22 protein-coding genes are annotated in these 25025 nt (G+C 69.4%); 11 read left to right on the plus strand and 11 right to left on the minus strand.

Annotation, left to right across the window (positions count from 1 at the left end; all coding sequences use genetic code 11):
• Positions 1-24 precede the first annotated feature (24 nt).
• Both HKK74_RS18520 and fabG read right to left on the minus strand, forming a co-directional pair.
• Positions 25-1215, minus strand: coding sequence for an MFS transporter (locus tag HKK74_RS18520; RefSeq protein ID WP_187244492.1), 1191 nt, complete (start codon positions 1213-1215; stop codon positions 25-27).
• 31 nt (positions 1216-1246) lie between these two features.
• Positions 1247-2014: a 3-oxoacyl-ACP reductase FabG gene (gene fabG, locus HKK74_RS18525; protein ID WP_187244493.1), complete on the minus strand. Its 768-nt coding sequence runs from the start codon at positions 2012-2014 to the stop codon at positions 1247-1249.
• Between the two features lie 56 nt (positions 2015-2070).
• On the opposite strand from fabG, the gene HKK74_RS18530 reads away from it, so the two are divergent.
• Both HKK74_RS18530 and HKK74_RS18535 read left to right on the plus strand, forming a co-directional pair.
• On the plus strand, positions 2071-3057 hold the full coding sequence (locus HKK74_RS18530) for an ArsR/SmtB family transcription factor (protein WP_187244494.1): 987 nt from the start codon (positions 2071-2073) through the stop codon (positions 3055-3057).
• Positions 3058-3109: 52 nt separating this feature from the next.
• The gene (locus HKK74_RS18535) at positions 3110-4282 is read left to right on the plus strand and encodes a M20 family metallopeptidase (RefSeq protein ID WP_187244495.1); all 1173 of its coding nucleotides are present in this window, start codon (positions 3110-3112) and stop codon (positions 4280-4282) included.
• 82 nt (positions 4283-4364) lie between these two features.
• Here HKK74_RS18535 and HKK74_RS18540 read toward each other — a convergent pair whose 3' ends face one another.
• Both HKK74_RS18540 and HKK74_RS18545 read right to left on the minus strand, forming a co-directional pair.
• A complete protein-coding gene (locus HKK74_RS18540) occupies positions 4365-4829 on the minus strand; it encodes a hypothetical protein (RefSeq protein ID WP_187244496.1) in 465 nt (154 codons plus the stop codon).
• A gap of 241 nt (positions 4830-5070) precedes the next feature.
• A complete protein-coding gene (locus HKK74_RS18545; protein WP_187244497.1) occupies positions 5071-5997 on the minus strand; it encodes a sigma-70 family RNA polymerase sigma factor in 927 nt (308 codons plus the stop codon).
• Between the two features lie 803 nt (positions 5998-6800).
• Between HKK74_RS18545 and HKK74_RS18550 the strand changes: the two genes are divergently transcribed.
• Positions 6801-9944 carry an AfsR/SARP family transcriptional regulator gene (locus tag HKK74_RS18550; protein WP_187244498.1) on the plus strand — a complete coding sequence of 1048 codons (3144 nt, stop codon included), beginning with the start codon at positions 6801-6803 and terminating at the stop codon, positions 9942-9944.
• A 4-nt stretch (positions 9945-9948) separates the two neighbouring features.
• Here the strand turns inward: HKK74_RS18550 and HKK74_RS18555 are convergent, their stop codons facing one another.
• The 4 genes from HKK74_RS18555 to HKK74_RS18570 all read right to left on the minus strand — a co-directional run bounded on the left by HKK74_RS18555 (position 9949) and on the right by HKK74_RS18570 (position 13709).
• Complete coding sequence (locus HKK74_RS18555) at positions 9949-10785, minus strand: DUF4097 family beta strand repeat-containing protein (RefSeq protein ID WP_222722439.1); 837 nt, start codon at positions 10783-10785, stop codon at positions 9949-9951.
• 109 nt (positions 10786-10894) lie between these two features.
• A complete protein-coding gene (locus HKK74_RS18560) occupies positions 10895-11644 on the minus strand; it encodes an ABC transporter permease (protein WP_187244499.1) in 750 nt (249 codons plus the stop codon).
• Positions 11641-12582, minus strand: coding sequence for an efflux ABC transporter ATPase subunit, DrrA-related (locus tag HKK74_RS18565; protein ID WP_187244500.1), 942 nt, complete (start codon positions 12580-12582; stop codon positions 11641-11643). Before HKK74_RS18565 ends, HKK74_RS18560 begins: the two co-directional genes overlap by 4 nt.
• Before the next feature lie 368 nt (positions 12583-12950).
• Positions 12951-13709 carry a serine/threonine protein kinase gene (locus HKK74_RS18570; protein ID WP_187244501.1) on the minus strand — a complete coding sequence of 253 codons (759 nt, stop codon included), beginning with the start codon at positions 13707-13709 and terminating at the stop codon, positions 12951-12953.
• 117 nt (positions 13710-13826) lie between these two features.
• Between HKK74_RS18570 and HKK74_RS18575 the strand changes: the two genes are divergently transcribed.
• Genes HKK74_RS18575 through HKK74_RS18585 form a run of 3 tightly spaced genes read left to right on the plus strand, consistent with a single transcriptional unit; the run spans position 13827 to position 19473 of the window.
• Positions 13827-15842: an outer membrane protein assembly factor BamB family protein gene (locus tag HKK74_RS18575; RefSeq protein ID WP_187244502.1), complete on the plus strand. Its 2016-nt coding sequence runs from the start codon at positions 13827-13829 to the stop codon at positions 15840-15842.
• On the plus strand, positions 15839-17242 hold the full coding sequence (locus HKK74_RS18580) for an outer membrane protein assembly factor BamB family protein (RefSeq protein ID WP_187244503.1): 1404 nt from the start codon (positions 15839-15841) through the stop codon (positions 17240-17242). The genes HKK74_RS18575 and HKK74_RS18580 overlap by 4 nt, the downstream gene beginning before the upstream one ends.
• A 2-nt stretch (positions 17243-17244) precedes the next feature.
• A complete protein-coding gene (locus HKK74_RS18585) occupies positions 17245-19473 on the plus strand; it encodes a serine/threonine-protein kinase (RefSeq protein ID WP_187244504.1) in 2229 nt (742 codons plus the stop codon).
• A gap of 148 nt (positions 19474-19621) precedes the next feature.
• On the opposite strand, the gene HKK74_RS18590 is transcribed toward HKK74_RS18585, so the two are convergent.
• On the minus strand, positions 19622-20047 hold the full coding sequence (locus tag HKK74_RS18590; RefSeq protein ID WP_187244505.1) for a hypothetical protein: 426 nt from the start codon (positions 20045-20047) through the stop codon (positions 19622-19624).
• A 158-nt stretch (positions 20048-20205) separates the two neighbouring features.
• Between HKK74_RS18590 and HKK74_RS40900 the strand changes: the two genes are divergently transcribed.
• Entirely contained in the window at positions 20206-20796 is a 591-nt protein-coding gene (locus HKK74_RS40900; RefSeq protein WP_222722440.1) for a DUF4232 domain-containing protein, read from the plus strand.
• Between the two features lie 74 nt (positions 20797-20870).
• Here the strand turns inward: HKK74_RS40900 and HKK74_RS18600 are convergent, their stop codons facing one another.
• Positions 20871-21275, minus strand: a complete 405-nt coding sequence (locus HKK74_RS18600) for a hypothetical protein (protein ID WP_187244507.1) — start codon at positions 21273-21275, stop codon at positions 20871-20873.
• A gap of 198 nt (positions 21276-21473) precedes the next feature.
• Between HKK74_RS18600 and HKK74_RS18605 the strand changes: the two genes are divergently transcribed.
• The 3 genes from HKK74_RS18605 to HKK74_RS18615 all read left to right on the plus strand — a co-directional run bounded on the left by HKK74_RS18605 (position 21474) and on the right by HKK74_RS18615 (position 24223).
• The gene (locus tag HKK74_RS18605; protein ID WP_187244508.1) at positions 21474-22220 is read left to right on the plus strand and encodes a haloacid dehalogenase type II; all 747 of its coding nucleotides are present in this window, start codon (positions 21474-21476) and stop codon (positions 22218-22220) included.
• A 139-nt stretch (positions 22221-22359) separates the two neighbouring features.
• Positions 22360-23139: a class I SAM-dependent methyltransferase gene (locus HKK74_RS18610; RefSeq protein WP_222722441.1), complete on the plus strand. Its 780-nt coding sequence runs from the start codon at positions 22360-22362 to the stop codon at positions 23137-23139.
• A gap of 262 nt (positions 23140-23401) precedes the next feature.
• Positions 23402-24223: a hypothetical protein gene (locus HKK74_RS18615; protein ID WP_187244509.1), complete on the plus strand. Its 822-nt coding sequence runs from the start codon at positions 23402-23404 to the stop codon at positions 24221-24223.
• 23 nt (positions 24224-24246) lie between these two features.
• Here HKK74_RS18615 and HKK74_RS18620 read toward each other — a convergent pair whose 3' ends face one another.
• A complete protein-coding gene (locus tag HKK74_RS18620) occupies positions 24247-24714 on the minus strand; it encodes a GNAT family N-acetyltransferase (RefSeq protein ID WP_187244510.1) in 468 nt (155 codons plus the stop codon).
• Between the two features lie 110 nt (positions 24715-24824).
• On the opposite strand from HKK74_RS18620, the gene HKK74_RS18625 reads away from it, so the two are divergent.
• The gene (locus tag HKK74_RS18625) at positions 24825-24992 is read left to right on the plus strand and encodes a hypothetical protein (protein WP_187244511.1); all 168 of its coding nucleotides are present in this window, start codon (positions 24825-24827) and stop codon (positions 24990-24992) included.
• Positions 24993-25025 lie beyond the last annotated feature (33 nt).

Raw genomic sequence — 25025 nt, forward strand, 5'->3', positions numbered from 1 at the left:
ATGGGCGTTCGGCGGACCAGCGCTTCAAAGCCGTCCGGGGACCTCGGCACGCACAGGTGACGCGGATGACGACAGGTGGCGGCCCAGGGCCACCGCGGCGAGCAAGGCCACGACCGCGCACACGCCAGGCCACCCGACGTGGGCATAGGCGCGGGCTCCGATCCAGGAACCCATGCTGCCGCCGAGGTAGGCACAGGTCATGTAGGCGGTGTTGAGCCTGCTGCGGACCTCTGGGCGCAGGGCGTAGATCCGCACCTGGTTGGCGACCTGCCCGGACTGCATCGCGACATCGAGTAGCAACGTGCCGATGACCAGCGCCACCAGGCCCAGCGCACCGCCGAGGCCGCCGAACGCCAGGACGCCGGCCGACGCGATGACCCCCAGCATGCAGACGAGGTTTACCGTGTCGGGCCCGCGCCGGTCCACCTGGCGTCCCGCGACCGGTGTGCACAGCATGGTCCCGGCGTTGACCAGGGCCAGCACCCCGACCGCCTGCGCGCCCAGGTTGTACGCCGGGCCGGTCAGCAGCAGCGCGACGCCGGTCCAGACCGCCGAGAAACCGGCGAAGATCGCGGCCTGGTAGAAGCAGGAACGGCGCAGCTCCGGCTCGGTGCGCAGTAGGCGTAGCGACTCGGCCAGCAGCGCGGGGTACCGCTGTCCCGACGGCGGGGACGTCGTCGGCAGCGCGCGGGCCAGGAACGCCGCGATGAGCAGAGAGAGTGCTGCGGCGATCAGGTAGGGAGCCCGCCATCCCCACCACTCGCTGATGGTCCCGCCGAAGGCGCGGGACAGCAGCATGCCGCCGATGGACCCGCTCAGCAGCGTCCCGGTGACCGTACCGCGACGGTCGTCGGCCACCAGGCCGGCCGCCATCGGGGCGATGATCGGTGCGACCACGGTGGTGACCCCGATGAGGATGCTCGCGCCGACGAGGGGCGGAAGCGCGGGCGCGGCGCTCGCGGCGAGCAGTCCCAGCCCGGTGATGCCGAGCAGGGTGACGATCAATGGACGGTACGGGAGCCGGTCGCCGAGCGGGACGAGCAGGAAGATCCCGGCCGTGTAGCCCAGCTGCACCGCGGTCACCACCAGGGCGGCCGAGTCGGGTGTGATGTGCAGGCCGGAGGCGACCGACGGGCTGATAGCCTGCGGAAAGTAGACGTTGCCCACGGCCACCCCGCAGGTGAGGGCCAGGAGCAGGGTCAGTCGGCGGCTCATGTGGGACCCGGATGTTCTTTCGTCGGCCACGTCAGTCCACCGGCCCGCCGGCGACGTAGATGACCTGGCCGGAGACGAACCCCGCCTCGGGGCTCACGAGATACGACGCGGTGTGCGCGATGTCCTCGGGCCGGCCGACCCGGCCGACCGGGATGGACTGCGCCGCGAGCCGCTGGTGCTCTTCGAAGTCGCGGCCGAGCCTCCGGGCACTGGCCCTGGTCATGTCGCTCACGACGAAGCCCGGCGCGATGGCGTTGGCGGTGACGCCGTGCCGCCCGAGCTCGAGGGCGAGCGTCTTGGTGAAGCCGATCAGGCCGGCCTTCGCGCTGGAGTAGTCGACGCGACCGGCGTCGCCGACCGCGGAGATGCTCGACATGTTGACGATGCGCCCCCACCCGGCCTCGATCATGTGCCGGCCGACGGCCCTGGTGGCGAAGAACGGGCCGCGCAGGTTGACCCCGATGACGGAGTCCCACTGCTCGGTGGTCATCTCCACGATGTCGGCACGGGGACCGATTCCGGCGTTGTTGACCAGCACCGTGGGCGGCCCCAACTCGGCGGCGACCCGCGCGACCGCGGCGGTCACCGCGGCCTCGTCGGCGACGTCGGCGGCGACCGCCATCGCCGACCCACTGTCGCTCGTGATGGCCTCGACGGTGCCGGCGCAGTCGGCCTCGCTGAGGTCGATCACCCCGACCGCGAGGCCGTCGCGCGCCAGACGCTCGGCCACCGCGGCGCCGATGCCGCGTGCCGCACCCGTAACGATCGCCGTGCGCTGCCCATGGGCTGTACTCGTCATGCGCCGAAGTCCACGGCATCGACGTCCCGCTGCCAAACGATGTAGCGTATGGCTTAATGATCAGCTTTGTGCTCGGCGTCGAGGATCTCGCGGACACCCGGTTCGCGATCTCACCCCTGCACGAGACGGTGTGCAGCCTGCGGGTGCTGCGCGATCCCAGCCGGTACGCGTTGCAGCTTCCGTGGCGCAGGTCCGTTCTCGGCAGGCTCGACGGGCTCGACACCGGTCTGCTGATGTCCATGGTCGGGGACAGCCACGCCCTTCCGGACTTCCTGACGCCGCGGCCCATGGCCTTCGCTCCGACCTTCGAAGAGGAATTGGCCTTCGTACGCCGGACGTCCCCGGATCTCGTACGCCGTGACCTGCTGGCCACGCACGCGCCCGGCCCGATTCCGGACGCTCTGCAAGAGGTCCAGGCTCCTGGCGACGCGCCGGTCCGCAGGCTCCGCGATGCCCTCTGCGAGCTCTTGCGGGACTACTGGGACGTCGCAATAAAACCGACATGGCCGCAGATGCGACTCGTGCTGGAAGCCGACATGACCTACCGCGCGAGGCAACTGGCCGTCGGCGGCGCGCGCCTGCTGTTCGCCGACATGCATCCGAATCTGCGATGGCAGGACGGAGTGCTGCACATCGACAAGATGATCGGCAGGCACCGCGTCGCGGCGTCCGGTCGAGGGCTGCTGCTGGTGCCGTCGGTGTTCGCCTACAAGCCGGCCCCTCCGCTCAGCCCGGAGGAACCGCCGCTGCTGTCGTACCCGAGCCGTGCGGTGGCGACGCTGTGGGCTCCGGTGCCGACCGCCGACGCGACCGCTCTCGCGTCGCTGGTCGGAGCGCCCAGAGCGAGACTGCTCGGTCTCCTCGACGAGCCGCTGCCGACGGTCGAGATCGCCCGCCGCCTCGCGGTGACGCCCAGCGCCGTGTCACAGCACCTGCAGGTGCTCCACGCGACCGGTCTGGTCACCCGCACCCGCGACGGACGCCACGTGCTGTACCGTCGCAGCGGCCTCGGCGACCGGCTCGCCGACCAGTCGGCCGGCTGAGTGCGCGCGTCAGGCGTCCGGCGCGGCCAGCCGTCGACGAAGGTGGCCTGACATGGACTCCCCGGATCCCGTCACCCGCATGCGCGCCGCGCTGCCGGGGATGCTCACCGACATCGAGGAACTGGTCACGTGCGAGTCGCCGTCCGCCGACCTGGCAGCGGTCGCGCGCAGTGCCGACACCGTGGCCCGCGTCGGCACGCGGCGGCTCGGCGTACCTCCGGAGCGCATCGTCATCGACGGCAGGACCCACCTGCGGTGGCGGCTGGGCGACGGGCCCGCGCGGGTGCTCCTGCTCGGCCACCACGACACGGTCTGGCCGCTGGGCTCGCTCGAAACCCGTCCGTACGCGGTGAGCGGCGGGGTGCTGCGCGGCCCCGGCAGCTTCGACATGAAGGCTGGCCTGGCGCTGGCGATGCACGCGGTGGCGAGCCTCGCCGATCCTTCGGGCGTGACGCTTCTGGTCACCGGTGATGAGGAGATCGGATCGCCGAGCTCGCGGACCCTCGTCGAGGACGCGGCGGCGGGTTGCGCCGGGGCACTCGTGCTGGAGGCGTCCGCGGACGGCGGCGCGCTCAAGACCGAGCGCAAGGGCGTCTCGTCGTACGGCGTCCATGTGCACGGGCGGGCGGCGCACGCGGGCCTCGAGCCGCAACGCGGAGTGAACGCCTCCGTGGAGCTGGCCCACCAGGTGCTGGCGATCGGCGCACTCGGCCGTGATGAACGCGGGACGACGGTCACCCCGACCACGATGTCGGCCGGGACCACGAGGAACACCGTTCCCGCCGCCGGCGAGCTCGCCGTCGACGTACGGGTCCGCGACGCCGCGGAGCAGGCCCGGGTGGACGCCGCGATCCGCTCCCTGTCTCCCGTGCTCGACGGCGCGCGCCTGGAGATCAGCGGCGGGCCCAACCGCCCACCGCTCACCCTCGAGGCGTCGTCGGCGCTCTTCTCCGCAGCCGCGGCGCTGGCCGGGCGGCTCGGCCTGCCGCCGCTGACGCGCGCGGCGGTGGGCGGCGGCTCGGACGGCAACTTCACCGCCGGGATCGGCACCCCCACGCTCGACGGGCTCGGCGCGGTGGGCGGGGGAGCGCACGCGGACGACGAGCACGTCCTGGTCGACGCACTGCCCGGCCGTGCCGCGCTGGTGGCCGCCCTCGTCACCGAACTGCTCGCCGGCCCCGGCCGGCCGGAACCGGACCCTTCCGCCGGAGCGCCCCGGCCATGACCGACCCAGACGAGATCACGAGAATGAGACCCGAGACACGTAGCCGGCAGAGGAAGGCGACGCCGCCTCAACCCGGGCCGGGTCAGTCTGCCGGTCGCAGGTCGGCCGGGAGAAGTTGCTCGGTGAGCAGACGGCGGACTCGCGAATCGCGGTCGGGAGCGGCGAGCCAGGAGTCCAGGAGCCGCCAGCCGTGGAAGTATCCGAGGACGTACAGGGCCATGCCCGTCGCTCGCAATGAGCCCAGTGCCGCGCCGGTCTCGGTGTCGGAGAGCAGCGCCCAGCGGGACAGGTAGGCGGCCAGTTCCGTGTCCGGGCGGCCTTCGGCGGCCATGCACGCGGTGTTGGCCCAGACGCCGAACAGGACGTTCTGGGCGCGGTGGATCGCGGCGAAGTCGCTGCCGTCTGGGGCCATGCCGTGTTCGGCGAGGGCGTGGTCGGTCAGCCATGCCTGGGCCTTGTCGCCGGGGAAGACGATGTCCTGCGCATGCAGGCCCAGCCCTTCACTGATCACGAAGCTCCGGCAACTGACGCGGAGCCGGCAGGTCATGCGGCGTCACCCTTGGCTGCCCGCCCTGATGGCCACTCGCCCGCTGCTCGACGGCTCCGACGTTGCACGGCTGCGGCGTGACCTGGACCAGGCCATCGCCTTCCCGGACGCCGCCCGGCGCACCGGGTGGGTGCTGGGAGACGTCGCCGTCGCCCCCGGTGAGCAATCAGTGCAGGTGCTGGACACGCCACAGGGCAGCCTGGCTCCACGCCCGGCGGGCTCGCCGGTTCCCGCTCGTCGTTCATCCTGCCCGTCCTTCGAGTCTTCCGGGACCGTCCGACAGGTCCACGATGGGCTCGGCGAGCTTGGCCAGCGCCTTCTGCTGGATCTGCCGCACCCCCTCGCGCGACAGCCCGAGCCGCTCGCCGATGACGCGCAGCGACTGCTCCGGCTCGCCGTCCAGCCCGAACCGGCGCTTCAGCACATATCGTTCGCGGGGGTCGAGATTCGACAGGCCGCTGATGGCGCGCAGATCAAACCGCAGCAACACCTGCTCCTCGACGCCCGGGGAGGGGTCGTCCAGCCGTTCGTCCCATGGCACCTCGTACTTTCCCTCTCCCGGGGCGGGCGCGTGCAGGCTGTCGAGCCGGGGCGCGTCCAGGACGCGGCGCACCTGGGCCTCGGTCACCCCGGCGCGCCGGGCGACGGCGGCGTGGTCCACCGGGGCGGTAGGCCCGACCTCCTCCAGGAACGCTCGCTCGGCGGCCAGGATGGCGGGGCGCTTCTCGAAGTCCCCGGGATTGAGATTGGGGTGGTCGGCGTCCCGCACCGCGCGCAGCACCTCGCGCTGGATCGGCTTGAACGCCCAGCCGGCGAACGGGCCACGCTCCGGGTCGTAGGAGGAGATCGCCCACAACAGTCCGACCTTGCCGGCACTCTCGAAATCCTCGACGTGCTCTTTGGACCTGGACGTGAACATGGCGACGTATCTGCGGACCAGACCGAAGTTCACGTTCAGGATTTCGTGGGTGACATCCTCGAACTCACGCTCGGCCCGGCGCAACGCCAGTTCCGAGAGCATGTCCAGTTCACCGGAATCGGCTCGGGCGCGCAGAACGGTGAGCTGCTCCTGGAGCTCTTTGCGGCGCGCGAAGTGCTCGTTGTTGCGGGTGCGGAAATCCTCGGCGGCGGCGGGACGCCCGCCATCGGCCAGCTGCACGATGTTCATCCGTCTCCTCGCCATTGGAGGTCGTTTCATTCGGCGATGGCAGGTGATGCGACGGCATTACCGGCAAAGGCCAGAAAAGGGCAGGGCCTTATCAGCCACACCAAATGGAACAACATCTCTTTTGTGTGCTGATTTCCCCCATCGGCACCCTGATACGGAGAAGATGACACGCGGGCGTCGTCGACCGCCCCTGGAGAGTTCCAGGGGCCCATCACCTCGGCGGCCTCAGAGTGGGGCTGCGGCGTACGCGGGAACCGGTGGTCTGCGGTGTTACCGTCCGGCCCGTAGGCGCGTTGGCAAGGAATTGCTCGTTAGTGATACTTATGCCGAATCGGCATTGCTGGTGCACTGCCGTGCGCGTGGAAAGTGGCTCCGCAGGTCGACGAACGCCGGGTTGCGGAATCCGGGAACGCGCGGACCCTAGAGGTCAGGGGCAGGCGCGGTCCGAGATGCGGAGTGTGACCGGCCGAGCCAAGCCCACCTGACAAACGAAAGGACCATGACCGGTGCGAACGATCCTGAGCGACCCCGGTCTCGAATCCCCGCTCGTCGGAACGACGGTGACGGCGCATATCGCGTCGAGCGGTCCCGACGGATTCCGCTGCACCGTCGACGATGTCGTCACCCTTGAGCCTCGTGAGGCGCTCCTGCCGCGCGGACGCCTTCGATCTCCCTGGCCCGCGTCGATGAGCTCACCCCGGGCAGACGTAGCCCTTGTCACCGAGCACGGCGTCGGGGCCGGCGGCGCGGCCTGCCGGGCCTGCGGGCCACAGGCCCCAAACGCCCCATGGCAGAATCATCGGGTGCAGATCGGGATGCTGGGGCCATTCGAGGTCCGCACAGACGACGGCAGTTTGGCCGACGTCCCGGGCGCGCGGCTGCGCGGACTGCTGATCGCCCTCGCGCTCAAGCCGGGTCATGTGGTGCCGAAGGCGTCGCTCATCGACTGGATTTGGGGGGAGCACCCGCCCGCCGATGCGACGAACGCCCTGCAGCGCTTGGTCTCCCGGCTGCGGAAGGCACTGCCGGGCGGGGTGGTCGAGGGGCAGACGGACGGCTACCGGTTGACGGTGGAGCCCGACGCCGTCGATGCCGTGCGGTTCGAACGCCTCCTCATCGCGGGCCAGGCCCGCACCGAGGACGGTTCTCGGCGGGTGCGGCTGCTGCGCGAGGCCCTCGAGCTGTGGCGCGGTGCGGCCATGCAGGACGTCGGTCTGCAGGACAGCGCCGCGTTCGACGCCGCGGTCGTCCGGCTCGCGGGGTTGCGCCTGACCGCCACGGAGGAGCGGGTCGACGCGGAGGTCGCCCTCGGGCGCGGTGCGGAGATGGTCACGGAGCTGACCGACCTGGTGGCCGCGCACCCGGTGCGGGAACGGCTCGTCGCCGCGCTGATGCGTGCCCTCGTCGCGACCGGTCGCGACACCGAGGCGCTGCTCGTGTACCAGCGCACGAGAGAAGCCCTGGCCGACGCGCTGGGCGTCGACCCCTCACCGGAGCTGTCCGCGTTGCACGTCGCGCTGCTGCGGGGCGAGTTGGGACGGCGGGAGGAGAACCGGAAGACCAACTTGCGTGCCGAGCTGACCAGCTTCGTCGGCAAGGAAGCCGATGTCGCCGCGGTCCGCGAACTCATCGCCGAACATCGGCTCACCACCCTGATCGGGCCGGGCGGTTCGGGGAAGACCAGGCTGGCCGTGGAAACCGCGCGCACGCTGCTCGGCGACCTGCCGGACGGGGCCTGGCTGGTGGAGCTCGCGGCCATCGGCGCCGACGGTGACGTGGCGCAGGCGACGCTCGACGGGCTCGGCCTCCGGGACGCCCTGCTCGGTGAGGCACCGAACGTGGAGTCGGCCGAACGGCTCATCGCCGCGATCCGCGAGCGGGAGGCGCTGCTGATCCTGGACAACTGTGAGCACGTGATCGAGTCGGCGGCGGCGCTCGCCCATCGAGTGCTCGGGGAGTGCCGGCGGTTGCGGATCCTGGCGACGAGCAGGGAACCGCTCGGCATCACCGGTGAGGCGCTGTGGCCGGTCGCGCCGCTGGCCTTGCCGGAGGGGGACGCCGCCCCCGGCGAGATCGAGTCCTCTCCAGCCGTCCGGTTGCTACGGGATCGGGCGAGCGCGGTGCGCAAAGATTTCGTGGTCGACGCCCACACGTTGTCGACGATGGTGCGCGTCTGCCGGGCGCTGGACGGGATGCCGCTGGCGATCGAACTGGCCGCGGCCAGGTTGCGCACCATGTCCATCGATCAGCTCGCCAGCCGGCTCGACGACCGGTTCCGCCTGCTGACCGGTGGTAGCCGTACCGCGTTGCCGCGGCACCGAACGCTGCGCGCGATGGTCGACTGGAGCTGGGAGCTGCTGACCGTCGCCGAACGGATGGTCCTGCGCAGGCTCTCGGTGTTCTCGGGCGGGGCGAGCCTGGAAGCGGCCGAGCGGGTCTGCGTCGGCGATGCGGTGGAGCAGGAGCAGGTGTTCGAGTTCCTCACCGCGCTGGCCGAGAAGTCGCTGCTGGTCGCCGAGGGTGACGGCGCACCGCGCTACCGGATGCTCGGCACGATCAAGGAGTACGCCGCCCACCGGCTCGCGGAGGCGGGGGAATCGGACCCGGCGCGCCACGCGCATCTCGCCTACTTCACCGAACTCACCGAGACCGCGGATACGCACCTTCGCCGCGTCGACCAATTGGAATGGCTCGCCACGCTCGATGTCGAGCACGACAACATCGGTTCCGCTATGCGTGGTGCGCTCGCGGCCGGCGAGGCGCACGCGGCGATGCGGCTCGCGGCGGGCGCCGGCTGGTACTGGTGGCTCGGCGGGCGCAAGGCCGAAGGCATCGAGCTGATCATCGCGGCCGCGAAGACGCCCGGCGAGGTGGCCGACGACGTTCGGGCCATGGCGTACGCGCTGGTCGTGCTGTTCGAGACTTCCGGGCTGAGCGACGAGCACAATGCCGAGGAGTGGATCCACCAGGCATACCGGTTCAGCCAGGGGGGCCACGGCCGCTACCCGCTGCTGGGGCTCATCGCCGCGATGGAGCGCATGTTGCAGGCGCCGGACGCGCTCTTGGCCGCGTTCGAACCCTTGCTGGACGATGATGACCCCTGGGTACGCGCACTGGCCCGCTTCCACCTCGGCAAGATGCGGATCTTGCTCGGCGACGGTGGAAGGGAGGCGGACGCTCATCTCGAGCTGGCGCTCGCCGAGTTCAGAGCCCTCGGCGAACGGTACGGGATCTCGTTGGCCCTCACCGAGCTGGCGAACCGGATCGCCATGCGCGGCGAGTTCGCCCGTGCATGCGAGCATTTCGAAGAGGCGATCGCGGCCGTCACCGAAATCGGTGCCATCGACGATGTCATCCGGATGCGGTCGCGACAGGCGCAGCTGTACCGGCTGCTAGGCGATGAGGACGCCAGCGCGGCCGCCATGGCCGAGGCCGAGCGGTGCGCGGAACGGGTCACCTGGCCGGATGCGCTGGCTGCGCTGGCCCTCTCGAAGGCGGAGCTCGCTCGCTGGGGCGGCCGCATCGAGGAGGCCTTCCAGCAGCTCGGCGTCGCGACGACACTGCTGGGCGACGAAGCGGAGCAGGCGAGTATCCGCGGGGGGACCCACGACCTGCTCGGCTATCTTGCCGACGACCTCGGTGAGGCCCGTACGCACCGCATCGCGGCCTTCCAGGCGGCGTCCGAGGCGGGTAACGCACCCTTGATCGCGCAGGTACTCGTCGGGGTCGCGGACCTGGCACTCCGCCGCGACGAGTACGAGCAGGCCACGCGGCTGCTCGCGGCAAGCGCCGGCGTGCTCGGACTGCCGGATCGTTCCCACCCGGATGCGGCCAGGATCGAGCGGGACGCGCGACGTCACCTCGGCGAAGCACGGTTCGCCGAGGTGACGCGGGAGGGTACGCAGACGAGCTCGTCTCAGCTGGTCGAGGTCACGCTCGCCTCCTGACGGGTCAGCCTTGCCGCGGGTTGAATGATGATGTCGCCGTGCCGCGTGCGGGCGTGGACCGAACCTTGAGGTCGGACGGGCCAGGACTCGCCTGCGACGGAACCCAGTTGCGCACCGACCCTCGCTCGCTGTTGACGTCGATGGAGGCAGCGGTGCCCTCGCTGATGCCGACCTCGATGTTTCCTGAGCCGTTCATCAGCTTCGCATGACCGTTCCTCAACCGTCCGATCCGAATGGCACCGCCGGCGGTCGTGGCGGTGACGCCGCCATCGGCGCGGTCGATGTCGAAGTCGCAGCCGCCGCTGCTGAGGTCGAGGTCGGCCGAGGCGTGGCCGATCCAGGCCTGCCCGTCCGAGTTCGTGAGCACGACAGTGCCCTCGACCTCGCTGATCCGCATCGCGAACGCCCCACCGTCGATGTTGGCGTGCCCGGCGATGTGGCCGATCTCCACCTCACCGGACGCGATGCTCGCCCGCAGCGCGCTGATGCGATCCAGCTGGACCCGACCCGATGCCAAGTGCAGCTCGCACTCGCCGAATGAGCCGTCAGCGTGAACACCCGAGTGCGCCAGGTGCGCGACCAGGCTGGAGCCGGTGGGCAGGTCGATCGTGATGGCGACCGAACCGTTCTTGTCCCCGGAGACGGTCGTTTTGACCGACAGCCGACCGCCGGCGAAGTCGACCTCGGTCCTGTCGGCCACCTTGATGTCCGACCGGCTCGCTTCGTTGATGGGTTCGACCAGCACCACCGTGTCGGTCCGGTCGCTCGCGGTGACCCGCACCTGAGCACCGGCGACTTCCACGGTGGCGGCGATGGGCCCTGGCGTGGCGAATGTAGGCATGACAACTCTCGTCTCGTAGTCGATCAGTTGGTGGGCGCCGCATCAGCTCGTCGCTCGCGGCTTCGGGGTCAGTCCGATCACGGTCATCGGAAGGCCATCGCCCGGAAGGTCACGCTCGCTTGTTGAACGTGGAACGCGCCCACAGGTACCCGACGAGAGCGATGCCGACGCACCAGGCGATGGCGGTGATCGCGTCGCTGGAGGACGGTGCGCCGTTGAGCAACCCGCGCACGGTTTCGATGATCGGTGTGAAGGGCTGGTACTCCGCGAACTGCCGGACGCCCGGCCCCATCTTCTCCGCCGGTACGATCGCGCTGCTGAAGAACGGCAGCATGACCAGCGGCACGGCGGCCAGACCCGCCGTTTCCGGAGACTTCGCCGCCAATCCCAAGGCGACGGTGAGCCAGCCGGCCGCGAAACCGAGCAGCGCGACGATGCCGACCACGCCGAGCCAATCGACGAAACTCGCCGACGGGCTGAATCCCAGCAGGAAGGCCACCCCGATGAGCGCCCCGATGGCGATCAGATTGGTCAGCAGACTGGCGACGACGTGACCGGTCAACACCGCGCCACGGGAGACGTCCATGACCTTGAACCGGTTGATGATGCCCTTCGTCATGTCGGAGTTCACCGACGTCGCGGCGGACCCCAGCCCGTAACAGACGGCCAACAGCATGAGTCCCGGGGTCACGTAGTCGATGTAGTCGACACCGACGTTGAAAGCGTCTCCCATCATGTACACGAACATGAACAGCATCACGACCGGCATCAGGACCGCGTTGAACACCGAGGTCGGATTCCGGGCGATGTGCTTGAAGTTGCGACGCAACATCACCATCGAATGGGAGTTGGTGTTCATTTTGCGGCCTCCGTGGTGCGGCCCGTCAGGGCGAGGAAAACGTCATCGAGGTCGGGTGTGTGCACGGAGAACTCCTCGGCACTGAGCGAGTACTCATCGAGCCTGTCCAGCAGAGCCCGGAGCGATTTCGTCCCGCCATCGCTGGGAACCCGCAGGGCCAGTGCCTCGTCGTCCCGCGTGGAGTCGGTGAAGAGACGCGCGGCCGCGTCGAGTTGGGAGACGGTGGTGAACCGGAGCCGGACGTGCGTCCCGGGGATCTGGCGTTTGAGCTCGTCGGGAGTGCCATGGGCGACCAGGTGACCCTGATCGAGTACCGCGATCCGGTCGGCGAGCTGATCGGCTTCCTCGAGGTACTGGGTGGTGAGGAAGATGGTCACGCCGTCGGCCACCAGCTCGCGGATGATCGACCACATCGTGCGACGGCTGCGCGGGTCCAGTCCCGTCGTCGGCTCGTCCAGGAAGATGATCCGTGGGTTGCCGATGAGCGTCATCGCCAGGTCGAGCTTCCGGCGCATACCTCCGGAGTAGGTCGACACGGGCTTCTGCGCCGACTCGACCAGATCGAACCGTTCCAGCAGCTCGGTGACGACCCGCTTGCCGTCGCGGGAGTTCACCCGGCGGTTCAGATCCACCATCAGCTGCAGGTTCTCCTGCCCAGTCAGCAGCTCGTCCACCGCCGCGAACTGACCGGTGACCCCGATCGCCGCACGCACCGCCTTGGCCTCGGTCGCGACATCATGGCCGGCAACGCGTACCGTCCCGCCGTCGGCCTTCATCAACGTGCTCAGCACGTTCACCGCCGTCGTCTTACCCGCCCCATTCGGACCGAGTAGGGAAAAAACCGATCCCGCGGCAACATCGAAATCGATGCCGTCGAGCACGACTTTGTCGCCATACGCCTTGCGCAGCCCTGAAACTGCAATTGCCGAATTTCTCATGCCCCCACCATCTCCACCGGGCCTGTCACCCCCCTGTCACACCCCTGACACGACCACTGACACGGCGTTCCACCACATCGTCCCTGGTCAGAGCACCGCACAGCCCACAGGCGACCGCCCGCCACCACGCTATTGATCCGAAACTGTTTGGGTTCTGGGTCGTTGAGGCTGTGTGAGCGATCTGGTGAGGGACGCGCGGTATCTGTCGCCTTCGGCGCAGGAGGCACTGCGGACGGTCACGCATATCAGGACTACCTAAGGAGCAGTCATGACGAAGCCGCTGCCGGTTCCGGACCCCGATCCGCGACACCCGCTGCCGGTTGACTGGCGTGCCTGACGAGCGGTGCCTGAATCGGTCGGCCTGAACGTTAGGCGTCGCTCGGGCGGGGTGGGCGGCGGCCGGGTAGCAGGGACAGGTGTTCCTCGCGGACCAGGCCGAAGCGCAGGGCGGTATCGACCACGGCGGCGCGTTTGCCGTCCAGGCGTTCTTCTTCGAAGGGCTGCTTGACGCGCAGTTTCTGTTCGGCCAGGTAATCGATGTGGAAGTTCACCGCGCGCAGGGTGGGGTTGCGGTCGGGCAATGCGCTGAGGCGTTCCACGACCTGACGCGAGGTCGGAATCGCGGTCGAGGACTCGTCTCGTAGGCGCGGTTCGCAGAGGGTCACCAGGACGAGGAAATAGATCGCGTCCTGGTCCAGGGAAAAGGCCGAGACGGTCGAGGAGCCATCCGCTTCGGGCAGTTCGAGGTCGGACGATTCCAGGTACAGGTGCTGGGGCGCGTACACCTGGAAGGAGGCGGTCGGGCCCTGGGTGGTGAGCACGACGCGGGAGAACTCGAAGGGCACCGGGCAGGAGGCGCGTCGCGGTGGGATCCGCAGGTACTCTCCCGCGCCCTCCGGATTCTCCACCACGAAGGTGCGGTCGTTGCTGAAGTTGCTCAACCGCCAGTGGTCGTCGACGGCGAGGATCTCTCCGGCCAGGCGCGGAATCGTGGGATTGTCCAGGTGCAGGTCGACCAGGCGACCTGATGCGCCGCGTCCGAACCTGAGGGTCTCGCCCGGTGCCAGTTCCCTGCGTACCGAGTCGCGGCGCGAGTCCGATGGCAAATACACCAGAACGCCCGACACGCCGTCACCTCGAGGAACTCGTCCGATGGGGGAGCGTTTATCCCGTAGAGACGCTACACGGGATCTTCTGCCGTCTATTCTGCCCACCGGGCACACCGGGTCTTCGAGGGGAGCGGAATGGAGCCGTTGCGCGCGGACGATCCGGCGCGGATCGGCGACTACCGGCTGGTCGCGCGGCTGGGGGCGGGGGCGATGGGCCGTGTGTTCCTGGGCCAGGGCCCGTCTGGAGACCCCGTCGCGGTGAAGGTCGTCCACGCGCGCTTCGCCCATCGCCAGGACCGCCGCGAGCGGTTCGCCCGGGAGATCGCCGCCGTGGGCGGCATCGACCCGGCGTACGTCGCGCCGGTGGTGGACCACGACATGAGTGCGGCCGAGCCCTGGCTGGCCACCGCCTACCTGCCCGGTCTCACGCTGCGGCAGGTGGCGGAGCTGCACGGCCCGCTGCCCGCGCCGTCGGTGCGCGCGCTCGGGGCGGCGTTGGCCAGGGCACTGACGGTGATCCATCGGGCCGGTGTCCTGCACCGGGATCTCAAGCCGTCGAACCTGGTGCTCACGCCGGACGGTCCGCGGGTGGTGGACTTCGGCATCGCCCGTCCCGACTGGGCCGACACGATCACCGTGCCCGGGGCGCTGCTCGGCACCCCGGGCTACATCCCGCCCGAGCGGATTCGCGATCGTCGCTCGGGACGGGAAGGCGACGTCTTCGCGTTCGGTGCCGTGCTGGTCTACGCCGCCACGGGCGAAGGGCCGTTCGGTGACGGCTCGGCGCCGGTGCTGCTCTATCGCACGCAGTCCGAGGAGCCTCGGCTGGATGCGCTGCGTGCCGCCGTGGACGATGCGCAGCTCATCGAGATCATCATGAGTTGTCTCGCGCGTGACCCCCGGCGGCGTCCCACGGCCGAGGAACTGGCCGGACGATTCACCGAGGCGCCCGATCCGGTGGGCACCCGGTGGCTGCCCGACGAGGTGGCCGCGAGCGTCACCGACGCCGGTGGTCCCCAAAGGCCGCCGCATGCGCCGGGCAGGACGCGTACCCGGCGGACCGTTCTCGCGCTCGGCGCCACCGGCGCCGTTCTGGCGACGCTAGGACCATCGGCGTACGGCGCGTTCTCAACAGGGGCCCGGCAGCCGTCCAAGGACCGGTCGCCGTTGTGGACCTACAGCAGTCCCGACAGTGAGAACCAGCACTGGTTCACCAGGCCCACCGTCGTCGGGGACATGGTCTATCTCAGTTCGACCATGGGAGTGCACGCGCTGAACTGCGCGCGGGGCGAGTTGTTGTGGACGGCCAACCGAGGCGTCTCCATTTCGCCTCGTTCGAGCGTCACGGTGTTGAGGGCGGAGACGGTGCTGATCAGCGACGGACGGCTGTGGGCCCTACGCGCCACCGACGGATCCCCCGAATCCGGCTGGCGGGAGCAGCCGGGGATCAGCATCACCGGCGCCCCGGCCGCGGGTGCCGAGCAGGTCTTCCTGTTCGACACTCTCGGCGACCTGTCGGCCTATGACGGCCGGACCGGCCGCCGCCAGTGGAGGTTGCGGCTGGTCAAACCCGGCAAGGACGGTGGCATCGACCCGATCCGCGTCCAGGGCGGCCTTGATCCGGTGATCGCGGGCGGTCTCGTCTACGCCGCGCCTGGCGGGGTGTTCGCGGTCGATCCCAAAGCCCGGGCAGTTCGGTGGCGGTTCGGCGAGGCGACCGCCGCACCCGCGATTCACGACGGCCTGTTGTACACCGCAGGCGCCGATCGCGTGCACGCTCTCGACGCGGCCGACGGCGACGTGCGCTGGAGCCGTGCCGTCGGTGCCCGGATATCGAGCGGTGTGACGGTCGCCGACGGCCTGGTGTTCGCCGGTGACGGCTCCGGCCGTCTGCACGCCCTTGACGCCGCGACCGGACGACCGCGCTGGCGCTTCGACACCAACGGGCCACTGCGCGCCGCCCCGGCGGCCGCCCCGGGCACGGTCTTCGCCGGTTCGGACAACGATCGTCTCTACGCGATCGCGACGGCGAATGGGAGGGTGCGCTGGAGCCATCCAGTGGGACGCCAGACCGAGGTCCACGCCCAGATATGGCGCGACCGGGTCTTGGTGTGCGCAGACCTCACCCGGCTCTACGCCTTCCAGATATGAGCGCCGGTGAGCCCGGGCGGCTGAGCCGGCGCCGTGCCATCGCAGGGCTGGCCGGAGCCGCGATCGCAGGGGGTGCGACCGTCTGGCCCCTGGGCGAGGGACGGGACGCGTACCCGAGCATTCCCGCCGCGGACGGGCCGCTGCTGTGGACGGCCGAGGTGAAGCTGGCCGCGGATGAGTTCTTCGGGCCGGTCACGGCCGAGTGCCTGGTGCTGGTCGAGCGGCCGTTCGTCGCGCGAGGACCAGAACGGTGGACCGTCCTGTCGTGTCTGGACACCGCGACAGGACGCCGGTTGTGGTCGGTCTCGCTCGGGCGTTCCCCCGTGACGCTGCGGAAGGTGGTCGTCTCCGGCTCTGTCGTACTGGCACGGACGTCCGCGGCCCTGCACGCGTTCGACCTGCACACGGGACGGCTGCTGTGGCGCCGGGAGCGGAACACCAGCGGTTCGCCGTCCCTGATGGTGACGGTCGGCGGGGGCCTCGTGCACGACAGCGGCGGTGAGGAGAACGCGACGACCACCACGTCCAGGCATGCGCTGCACGCCTATGAGGTGGGCAGCGGACGATTGCGCTGGACGACTGCCGTCCGGCCGCGCGTGGTGACGGCGGACGCCCCGATCTACGCGGCGGGGTCGCTGCTCGGTACCGCCGTCATGCTGGGCCCGTCCCGGACCGCGGAGGCGTTCGCCTACGCCGTGGACGCGGCTACCGGTGAACAACGCTGGTCGCGACGCCTCGGCGTGCGGGACACGGGGCTGTCCGGCGTTGCCCATGCCGCGGGCACCTTCTATGTCTTCTCCCGGGAAGCCGGCGTCCTGCATGCCGTGGACGCGTCCACTGGAACGATTCGATGGCAGGTTCGGCCGAGACCGCGTTCCCGTGGTGGCGCCGGCCTTTCCGTCGGAGAGAGGGTGCTCGACGCAGGCGTCCCCGTGGTCGCTGGTACAACCGTCTACGTGTGCGACGAGTACGGCGTGCTGCACGCCTTCGACGTGCGTGACGGCCGGCGGCGCTGGGCCTTCACCACTGGAGCAAGGCCTTCGCGGGTGCACGTGGTCGCGGGGCCGCCCGGCGGGAACGGCCTGGTGTACTTCAAGGCCCAATACACCGGTAGGAGCCGCGGCGGCAGCACCATGTACGCCCTGGGCGCCGACGAAAGTCGGCCCCGGTGGCAGCGGCGCGCCGACGGCTCCCATAGCGGCCCGCTCGTGTCCGGGGACATGCTGTACGTGTCGGACGGGGACGCCATCACCGGGTACGACCCGATCGACGGGGCCGTCCGTCGCCGCGTGGACCTCAGGGCCCTCGGAGCGGGCGGAAGCACCGAACTGGTCACCGACGGTGCGCGTGTCCATGCCCTTTCCGGCGTCCAGGTCCTCGCCTTCCGCCTGGAGGGCTGAGGATGGAGGCACTGCGTCCCGGCGATCCGGAGAAGATCGGTGGATACGAGTGCGTCGGCCGCCTCGGGGCCGGTGGGATGGGGGAGGTGTTCCTCGCCCGGGCCGGCGACGGTGGGCTGGTGGCGCTGAAACTCATCCACGCCGACCTCGCCGAGGATGCGGCCTTCCGCGCCCGTTTCGCTCGGGAGGCCGCAGCGGTGCGCCGGGTGAGCGGTCCGTACACCGCGCCGTTGCTGGACAGCGGTGACGTTCCCCGGCCCTGGCTGGCCACCGCCTATCTTCCGGGGCTGTCGCTCGAGCAGGCCGTCACGCGGCACGGCCCGCTGAGCGTCGAGGCCACGCGCAGGCTCGGGGCCGCGCTCGCCGAGGCTTTGGGCGCGATCCACCGGGCGGGCGTCGTCCATCGAGATCTGAAGCCCGCGAACATCCTGCTGACCGCCGACGGACCGCGCGTGGTGGATTTCGGCATCGCGGGAGGCCCGGACTTCAGCACCGGCGACGGGACCGCCGGACGGCCCGTCGGCACACCCGCGTACATGGCACCCGAGCAGCTCACCGGCGGATCGGTCACCCCCGCCGCCGACGTCTTCGCGCTCGGCGGGGTCCTGGTGTTCTGCCGTACCGGGTCGCCGCCTTTCGGGACGGCGCCGCCGCCCAAGCCACTCGACCGAGTCGTGCGGGGCCGTCCCGTCCTGGACGACGCCGACGACGCGGGCCTCCGCGAGGTGGTCGCCGCCTGCCTGGCCGAGGGTTCCGCACGACGGCCCAGCACGGAACAACTGGTCACCATGCTGTCCCCGGGAGCCACGGGCACGGGCTGGCTGCCCGGGCCGATGGCCCACGAGATCGCCGACCAGGCCACGTCGATACCACCCTCGACCCAAGGCCCACGTCCCCGTCGTCGCGTGCTCCTGCGGATCTCCGGGGTGGGCGCGGCGGCTCTCGCGGGCATGGGGGTGGTTCGCGCACTCGGGGGCGCGGCGCCTCCGGCGGCGTCCGTGCTGTGGGCCGCCCGCGCCACGGTGGTGACCGGCTACGAATTCGGGCCCGCACTTCCCGGCCGGCTGTTCCTCCTCGACCGAACCGTCGTCACACGCTCGGGCGGCGCGCGCCTGGACCTGTGCTGCCTGGACACCACGACGGGACGCTACCGATGGCGTCGTCCTCTCACTCCGTTCGAGCGAGAGCGGGGCGAGGTGGTCGCCGGTCCCGGAGGCGTCTGGGTGCGCAGCAACCGTGAACTGCACGCGATCGACCCTGATTCCGGCACGGTGCGGTGGTCGCAGCGACGCGCGTTCCCGGGACTGGTGCCTGCGGCGGCCTACGGCGAGAACCTCGTGTACGACGTCGGTCCCTTCGCGGTTTCCGATGGCGCCGGCAGCGTGTACGCGCATGAGCCTCGCACAGGCCGGGTGGTCTGGGAGCGCCGGATCGACGGCAGGCCCGTGGGCACTCTCGTCGTCGCAAGGGGCGTCCTCTACGTCATCAGTGCTTCGGCGCGGGGACGGTGGGAACGTGTGCACGCACTTGACGCCGCCACCGGTGCCGTGCGCTGGGTGTCCGGCCTCGCCGACGAAGACGTGGTCAGTGCGCCGCCGTTCGCACCCCGCTACACCGACGCGACGCTGTCCGTCGCCGATGACACCGTCTACGTCTCCGTCGAAGGCCGTCATGTTCACGCCTTGGACGCCCGCACCGGCTCGGCCCGCTGGCGGGTTCGTCCACAGTTGAACGTCGACGCCGTGTTGGGGCTGCCCTATCCGAGCGCGGCCCTTCCCGTGGCCGCCGGGAACAGGCTGTTCTTGGGCACCGGAGACGGGGTGCTGCGCGCCTTCGACACCCGTGACGGGCGCCGGCGGTGGGCCGTCGACACAGGTGTGCCGCCCGCCCCCGTGGGGGTCTTCCGCCGCCGTTTCACTCCGGTCGTCGGTCACGGGCTGGTCTTCGTCCGCGGTGCCGACAGCGTCCGCGCCCTGCGGGCCGAAGACGGTGACGTGCGCTGGGAGCTCAGGACCGATCCCTCCGCGGGCGAGCCCGTCCTGGCCGGCGGAACGCTGCACGTCCCCGGCAAGTGGGAGGTCACGTCGCACGATCCGGTCAGCGGCCGGGTCGTGCAGCGGCTCGATCTGCGGGACCACCACCGTTCTCCGACCGCCGTGCTCGCCGGCCGGGACGCTCTGTACGTTCTCGCCGGGGTGGATGCCGTCATCGCCGTCGGCCTGCCGGGATAAGGGAGAGATGAGGGGCGCAGCCCCTGGACTCAGTCAACCAGCCAGACCGGCACGTTGAGAGCTCGGAACCGCGCCGGTGCCTGAGGTTTCCGAGCCGAGAGGCGCTCAACCATCCCGGTGGTGTCTCCATCTTCGAGTTTCCGCGGGCTCAGGGCGCGGAGTCTGATGCTGGTGGCAGCGCGAATGGATCGTCGGGTAGGAAGCAGCCATAGTCCTGCAACGGTTGTGGTTCGTCGAGCACTATCTGTTGCAGCCGACCGGCGGGCGACAGGCCATCGGATCTGTCGGAGATGCGCACTCCTGGCGGAGGTGCGCCAGAACCGACCTCAGGATCCGTCATCGCAGCGCCGACGTGGTCCATGGCGAGCTGTCCGTCGCGGTCCAGCAGTGCGTGGACGGCGTCGGTGACGTCAGTGAGGGCATCGGCGGCTTGGGCCTCGGTGAGTTCCGGGTTGAGGTCGCGCAGCGCTTGGCGCGCGGCCGTCAGAAACCTGTCCGGATCCACGATCACGACATCGCGTCGGGTTCGGACGCTGATCGTCATACCTGCCGTCGCAACCACCGCGTCTGCCATGCGGCCAGGGTAGATGCTCGTCATCGCGATGTCGGGTGGCTCATACGCGCACCGAGACCGTACCTCTCCACCGGACATCCTGTACTCCGCGGAAGAGTCCGCAGCACGAGGGCCTGCCCACGTCGTGAGGCATGGTGCTGATCAGGGAGGATTGCCGGGTGAGTACGCCTCCCGCCGCATCCCGTCGCACCCTCGGCACCCACGTGGGTCTCCTGCTGGTCACGATCGCCGCACTGAGCGCCTGCTTCTCCGAGGCGAAACCGAAGGCCCTGGATCCCGTGCGATCGCCCACCACGAGCTCCACGCCCGGCTGTCCGGCGTCCGGCGTGGCCATCACGCCGGCACCGGTCGACGCCGCCATGGGCCTGCGGGCGATGAGGATCGACCTGCTCAACTGCGGGACCGCACCCTACACACTGCAGGGCTATCCGGCCGTTCGCGTACTCGACGCCGATCGCCGCCCACTCGACGTCACGGTCCTCGACGGGACGGCGAAGATCTCTCGTATCGAGCGGTTCGACGGCCCGCCGAAGCGGGTGACGGCCGCACCGGGTGGACATCTCGCGGCGGTGGTGGTGTGGCGCAACTCGGTGACGGACGTCGAGGTGTCGGCCGCGACCGGCCGGTACCTGGAGATCGCCCCCGCCGACGGGCGACCGGCGCAAACGGTGACGCCCGAGGGCGGCATCGATCTCGGCACCACCGGCCGGCTGGCGGTGAGCGCCTGGACCACACCACCGACCGGCTGACCGGCAAGACGAGCCTCAGAGGCTGGAAAGACCAGTTGCTCGCCGCGCGGCGCCGAGAGGTGAGGCGAGGTGATTCAGCTCGCCAGCTTCACGCCCAGCTGACATGCCTCGATGAAGGCGGCCCGGCCCGCAGGGAACTTGCCGCCCCCGTCGACACCCTCCTTGTAGGAAATGGAACAGAAGTTGGCAGGAAGGCCCTTTTCCCCGTAGACCGCAGCCATCCCCACCGCCAACTGGATCATTTCCGTGCGGGTGTACTTCTTGCCATCGGGATCAATCATGATCACTTGAGAACCGCTCACCTTGGGATCCGAGGTCGGCTTCGACGACGGGCTCGCGCTGGGGGACGGGGTGCCCGAAGACGGTGAGGTCGGCGCCGCGCTGGTGGACCCCCCGTTCGCGGTCGGCGACGTGGCCGGTGGAGCCGAGGGTTCGGCGGCAATGCCGTCATCGTCGCAGGCTGCCGCTCCCAGCGACACGACCCCCAGGGAGACTGCGGCCAGCAGAGTTGCGATGTTCTTGATGACTATCCCCTTTTCCCCACGCCCAGGAACTTGGCGGACAGACCATAACAGAACGCGCCACTACAATGTCTTATATATGACCAGCTCTGGTCTCGCGTTCTCACGTCAATGCACGGCGTCCTCGTTATGGAACGTCACGGGGGGATGACGACGATGAACCACAACCTGACCACACCCGCCACAGGGGAGCCCGCCGACGGCGAGTGGATCGGCGGAGAGCCTTCGGTGCTGGTTTTCGATGTGAACGAAACGCTGATCGACTTCGAGTCGATGGACCCGCTCTTCGAGAAGATCTTCGGCGACGGGCGGGTCATGCGCGAATGGCTCGGCCATCTGTTCATGTACTCCATGACGATCACCCTGTCCGGCCTCTGGGAGAGCTACTTCACCCTCGGTCAGGGGCTGCTCAAGATGGTCGGTGACATCCACGGCGTGGAGGTCACCGACGCCGACATCGAGGAGATCCGGCAGGCGATGCTGACCATGCCCGCGCATCCGGACGTGGAGCCGGGCCTGAGCCGGCTCAAGGACGCGGGCTTTCGCATGGTGACGCTGACGAACTCGCCGTCCAACCCGCACGGGCCAAGCCCGCTGGAGCATGCCGGCCTCGCCCACTTCTTCGAGCGGCAGTTCACTGCCGAGACCGTCCGCGCCTACAAACCCGCCCCGCAGGCCTACCACCTGGTCGCCCAGGGCCTGGACGTGCCGCCGTCCACGTGCTTCATGGTCGCGGCACACGTCTGGGACACGGTGGGCGCGCAGAGCGCCGGCTACACCGCCGGCCTCATCACCCGGCCCGGCAACGCTCCATTGCCCGTCCACTCCCTGCCGCAGCCCAACCTCGTCGCACTGGATCTCCCGGCCCTGGCCACCCAATTCATCCAGTTGTGGCGTTCGTGAACGGCGAGACGCATCTGACGGTGCGAGCGGTTCACTCCTGGGGTCGGCTCGAGGTAGCCGGATGCCCGGAGGGTGAAGAGTTCGGCGTAACGACCGGCGGCGGCCATCAACCGAGAGATTCGATGGGGTCGGCACGTCGATGTTCGTCATCCTGAATCGATTGACGCAGCAGGAGGAAACCATGACTGTGCCCGCGTTCGATACCGATGGTGTGTTCGGCGAAGACTGGGTCTATTTCTTCGCCAAACTGCTCGATTCCAACAGTAATCACGAAGCCGACTTCATCTGGCGTCTTCTGGAGTTGGACCCCTGCATGGAGGTCCTCGATCTGGGCTGCGGATATGGCCGGATCGCCAATCAACTGGCCGAGCGTGGCTGCCGGGTGACCGGGCTGGACACGACATCGTCGTTCCTGGACCGGGCCCGGCGTGACGCCACCACCCGAGGGGTCACGGTGACCTACGTCGAGGGCGACATGCGGGAGCTGCCGTGGACAGAACGGTTCGATCGGGTCGTCAGCTGGTTCACCTCGTTCGGCTACTTCGACGACGCCGACAATCGGCGGGTCCTCTCCGAGGTGGTCCGCGCATTCAAACCGGGCGGACGGTTCATGATCGAGATGATCAACCGTGACTGGATGATGCGTCGGTTCCAGCACGCCAGCGTGGTCGAGCGGGACGGCGACCGCATCGTCGACCGACACCGGTGGGAACCGCTGACAGGCCGGCTCGTGACCGAACGGACCATGATCCGCAATGGCCACACGCGCGACGTGCAGTTCTTCGTGCGCATGTTCACTTTCACTGAACTACGAGACTGGCTGCTCGACGCGGGCTTCACCAAGGTCGACGGCTATGACGAAATCGGCGAGCAGCTGGGGCCGGAGAGCAATCGGATGATCGTGGTCGCCACTCGCTGACCGGTGCCGTTCGGGGCACCAGAGCCGGGGCCGTCTCCACCGTACGCCCAGCACCTTCAGCGCGATGCTCGACCGGCTCGAGGCGGAGCGCAGCGCGCACGCGCTCACCGCCCAGGATCGACGTGCTGGGGCTATCCGGGTCAGCGCTGTGGCGACTGGGATGAGTGTCTGTTTCGGCCGCGTGCACGGGCGTGCGGAAAACTTACCTCGACGTCACGCTCGATGCCTTCTGCCGCAATGAGGCATCCGCATCCTGGTGGCCATGCGATTCAAGATCCGACGCGGCGGTGCATCCGGCCGCAAAGGCCCCCACGTCCGTCCCGTGCCCTGGGGGTCGTGGCGGAGGGAGGCCATTGAATTAGGCGCGCTGTTCATGACGGCGGGCCTCGCCCATGTCTTCTCGGCTGAACTGGGCCACCGCGAGTCCGGATCGGTGGTGTTGGTCGGCCTTGGTGGCGTTCTGTGCATCATCGTGGTCGTGCACATGTGGTGGGCGCACCAGCGGGAGCACCGTCGGCCGCACGCCCCTGGACCGCCGGAGGGGAACAAGACCACGTTCCGGTCGGCCCGGCTGTGGAGAGTACGCGCTCAGGTTCGCGAGACGCCCGGGCAACTGGCCGCGCTGGCCGCCGCCATCGCGGCCACCGGCGGCAACATCATGTCGCTGAACAGCCAGCCTGATGCAGACGGCACGGTTGACGAACTCTATGTTCAGATGCCGACGCCGGTTATGAAAGAGACCCTCGAAAGAGCGCTCACGTTGGCCGGTGGCCGCGCGGTCACCGTGGTCCGCGCCACCATGCACGAACTCGTTGATCCGATCACCCGTACGCTCCTGCTGGCATCCTCGGTCAAGGCCGAGCCCCACAGGCTGTCGGCCGCCCTTGCCACGATGCTCGACGCTGACCTGGTGTCCGCTGAGGACCGCCATCACGACGGCCGGGAGACATTGTCGCTGGTGTCCCCCGCGGGTGGACCGATCCGGCTGCACCGGCCGGGTATGCCATTCACCGCGAGCGAAACAGCACGGGCACTCGCGATGCTCGAGTTCGCCCGGCTTGTCGACGACCCGTCCCCGACCTGAGCACCCTTCTGGCAGCAGCTTGATCAGGCAGAGACTTCAAAGATGAGTTCGAGGCCGTCCTCCTCGTCCCACTGCTCTCCGACCTCCACGAAGCCGAACCCGGAAATCGTGGCCAGGGACGCGGCGTTCTCGGGACCGATCGTCACCCGCACGGTCCTTACTGAGGCTTCGGCAACGGCCCGATGCACCAACTCGGTCAGCATCGTTCTGGCGTACCCCAGACGACGGTAGTCGGGGGCCACGGAGTAACCGATCTCCACCATGCCCGCCTCGTCCGGCGGCCCGTGGAACCCGGCATACCCCACGACAGCTCCTTCCGGCTCGGCTACCACGGCCTGTGTAAGCCACCCCGCGCTACTCGGGTCCGAGCTCAGCTGATTGATCCGATACCGCCAGACCCATTTTGCCTTGTCGGTGATGAAGTACTCAGTGAGAGCAACCCCTGCTTCGGCACTGGCTCCAACGAGATCGTCCTCCAGCAAGGCGGTCATGGCCCTGCTCGACAACTCAACAAATCGCACTGACCTCAGGCTGGTGGGGGCAGGGGGCTGGGACTCGACCTCATCTGTCACAGTGCAAATGCTCGTGGAGCGCCTAGGACGTGTCCAATGGTTTTCGGAGTGGCCGATGCCTGCCCGCGGACCTCCTCACCTGGTTGCGCGAGGTGGTGCCCGAACTGCCCGAGCCCGTTCTGCCGAACGGGCAGCCCGTGGCATCCGGGTCGATCGTCGAGCGCTACGGCTACAACGCGACCGGCACGGACCGCTGAGTACTACGGTCGCCTCTTCGAACAGATCCACCC

This window comes from Actinomadura alba (genome assembly GCF_014323705.1).
GTDB classification, from domain to species: Bacteria; Actinomycetota; Actinomycetes; order Streptosporangiales; family Streptosporangiaceae; genus Actinomadura_C; species Actinomadura_C alba.

What these genes read in the sequence shown, in the direction of transcription:
- HKK74_RS18520 (WP_187244492.1), bottom strand. Translation starts at nt 1,215, where the DNA reads ATGAGCCGCCGACTGACCCTGCTCCTGGCCCTCACCTGCGGGGTGGCC.
- fabG (WP_187244493.1), bottom strand. Translation starts at nt 2,014, where the DNA reads ATGACGAGTACAGCCCATGGGCAGCGCACGGCGATCGTTACGGGTGCG.
- HKK74_RS18590 (WP_187244505.1), bottom strand. Translation starts at nt 20,047, where the DNA reads ATGGCAGACGCGGTGGTTGCGACGGCAGGTATGACGATCAGCGTCCGA.
- HKK74_RS18575 (WP_187244502.1), top strand. Translation starts at nt 13,827, where the DNA reads ATGGAGCCGTTGCGCGCGGACGATCCGGCGCGGATCGGCGACTACCGG.
- HKK74_RS18545 (WP_187244497.1), bottom strand. Translation starts at nt 5,997, where the DNA reads ATGAACATCGTGCAGCTGGCCGATGGCGGGCGTCCCGCCGCCGCCGAG.
- HKK74_RS18580 (WP_187244503.1), top strand. Translation starts at nt 15,839, where the DNA reads ATGAGCGCCGGTGAGCCCGGGCGGCTGAGCCGGCGCCGTGCCATCGCA.
- HKK74_RS18540 (WP_187244496.1), bottom strand. Translation starts at nt 4,829, where the DNA reads ATGACCTGCCGGCTCCGCGTCAGTTGCCGGAGCTTCGTGATCAGTGAA.
- HKK74_RS18620 (WP_187244510.1), bottom strand. Translation starts at nt 24,714, where the DNA reads ATGACCGCCTTGCTGGAGGACGATCTCGTTGGAGCCAGTGCCGAAGCA.
- HKK74_RS18555 (WP_222722439.1), bottom strand. Translation starts at nt 10,785, where the DNA reads ATGCCTACATTCGCCACGCCAGGGCCCATCGCCGCCACCGTGGAAGTC.
- HKK74_RS18530 (WP_187244494.1), top strand. Translation starts at nt 2,071, where the DNA reads ATGATCAGCTTTGTGCTCGGCGTCGAGGATCTCGCGGACACCCGGTTC.
- HKK74_RS18560 (WP_187244499.1), bottom strand. Translation starts at nt 11,644, where the DNA reads ATGAACACCAACTCCCATTCGATGGTGATGTTGCGTCGCAACTTCAAG.
- HKK74_RS18535 (WP_187244495.1), top strand. Translation starts at nt 3,110, where the DNA reads ATGGACTCCCCGGATCCCGTCACCCGCATGCGCGCCGCGCTGCCGGGG.
- HKK74_RS18615 (WP_187244509.1), top strand. Translation starts at nt 23,402, where the DNA reads ATGCGATTCAAGATCCGACGCGGCGGTGCATCCGGCCGCAAAGGCCCC.
- HKK74_RS18610 (WP_222722441.1), top strand. Translation starts at nt 22,360, where the DNA reads ATGTTCGTCATCCTGAATCGATTGACGCAGCAGGAGGAAACCATGACT.
- HKK74_RS18565 (WP_187244500.1), bottom strand. Translation starts at nt 12,582, where the DNA reads ATGAGAAATTCGGCAATTGCAGTTTCAGGGCTGCGCAAGGCGTATGGC.
- HKK74_RS18585 (WP_187244504.1), top strand. Translation starts at nt 17,245, where the DNA reads ATGGAGGCACTGCGTCCCGGCGATCCGGAGAAGATCGGTGGATACGAG.
- HKK74_RS18605 (WP_187244508.1), top strand. Translation starts at nt 21,474, where the DNA reads ATGAACCACAACCTGACCACACCCGCCACAGGGGAGCCCGCCGACGGC.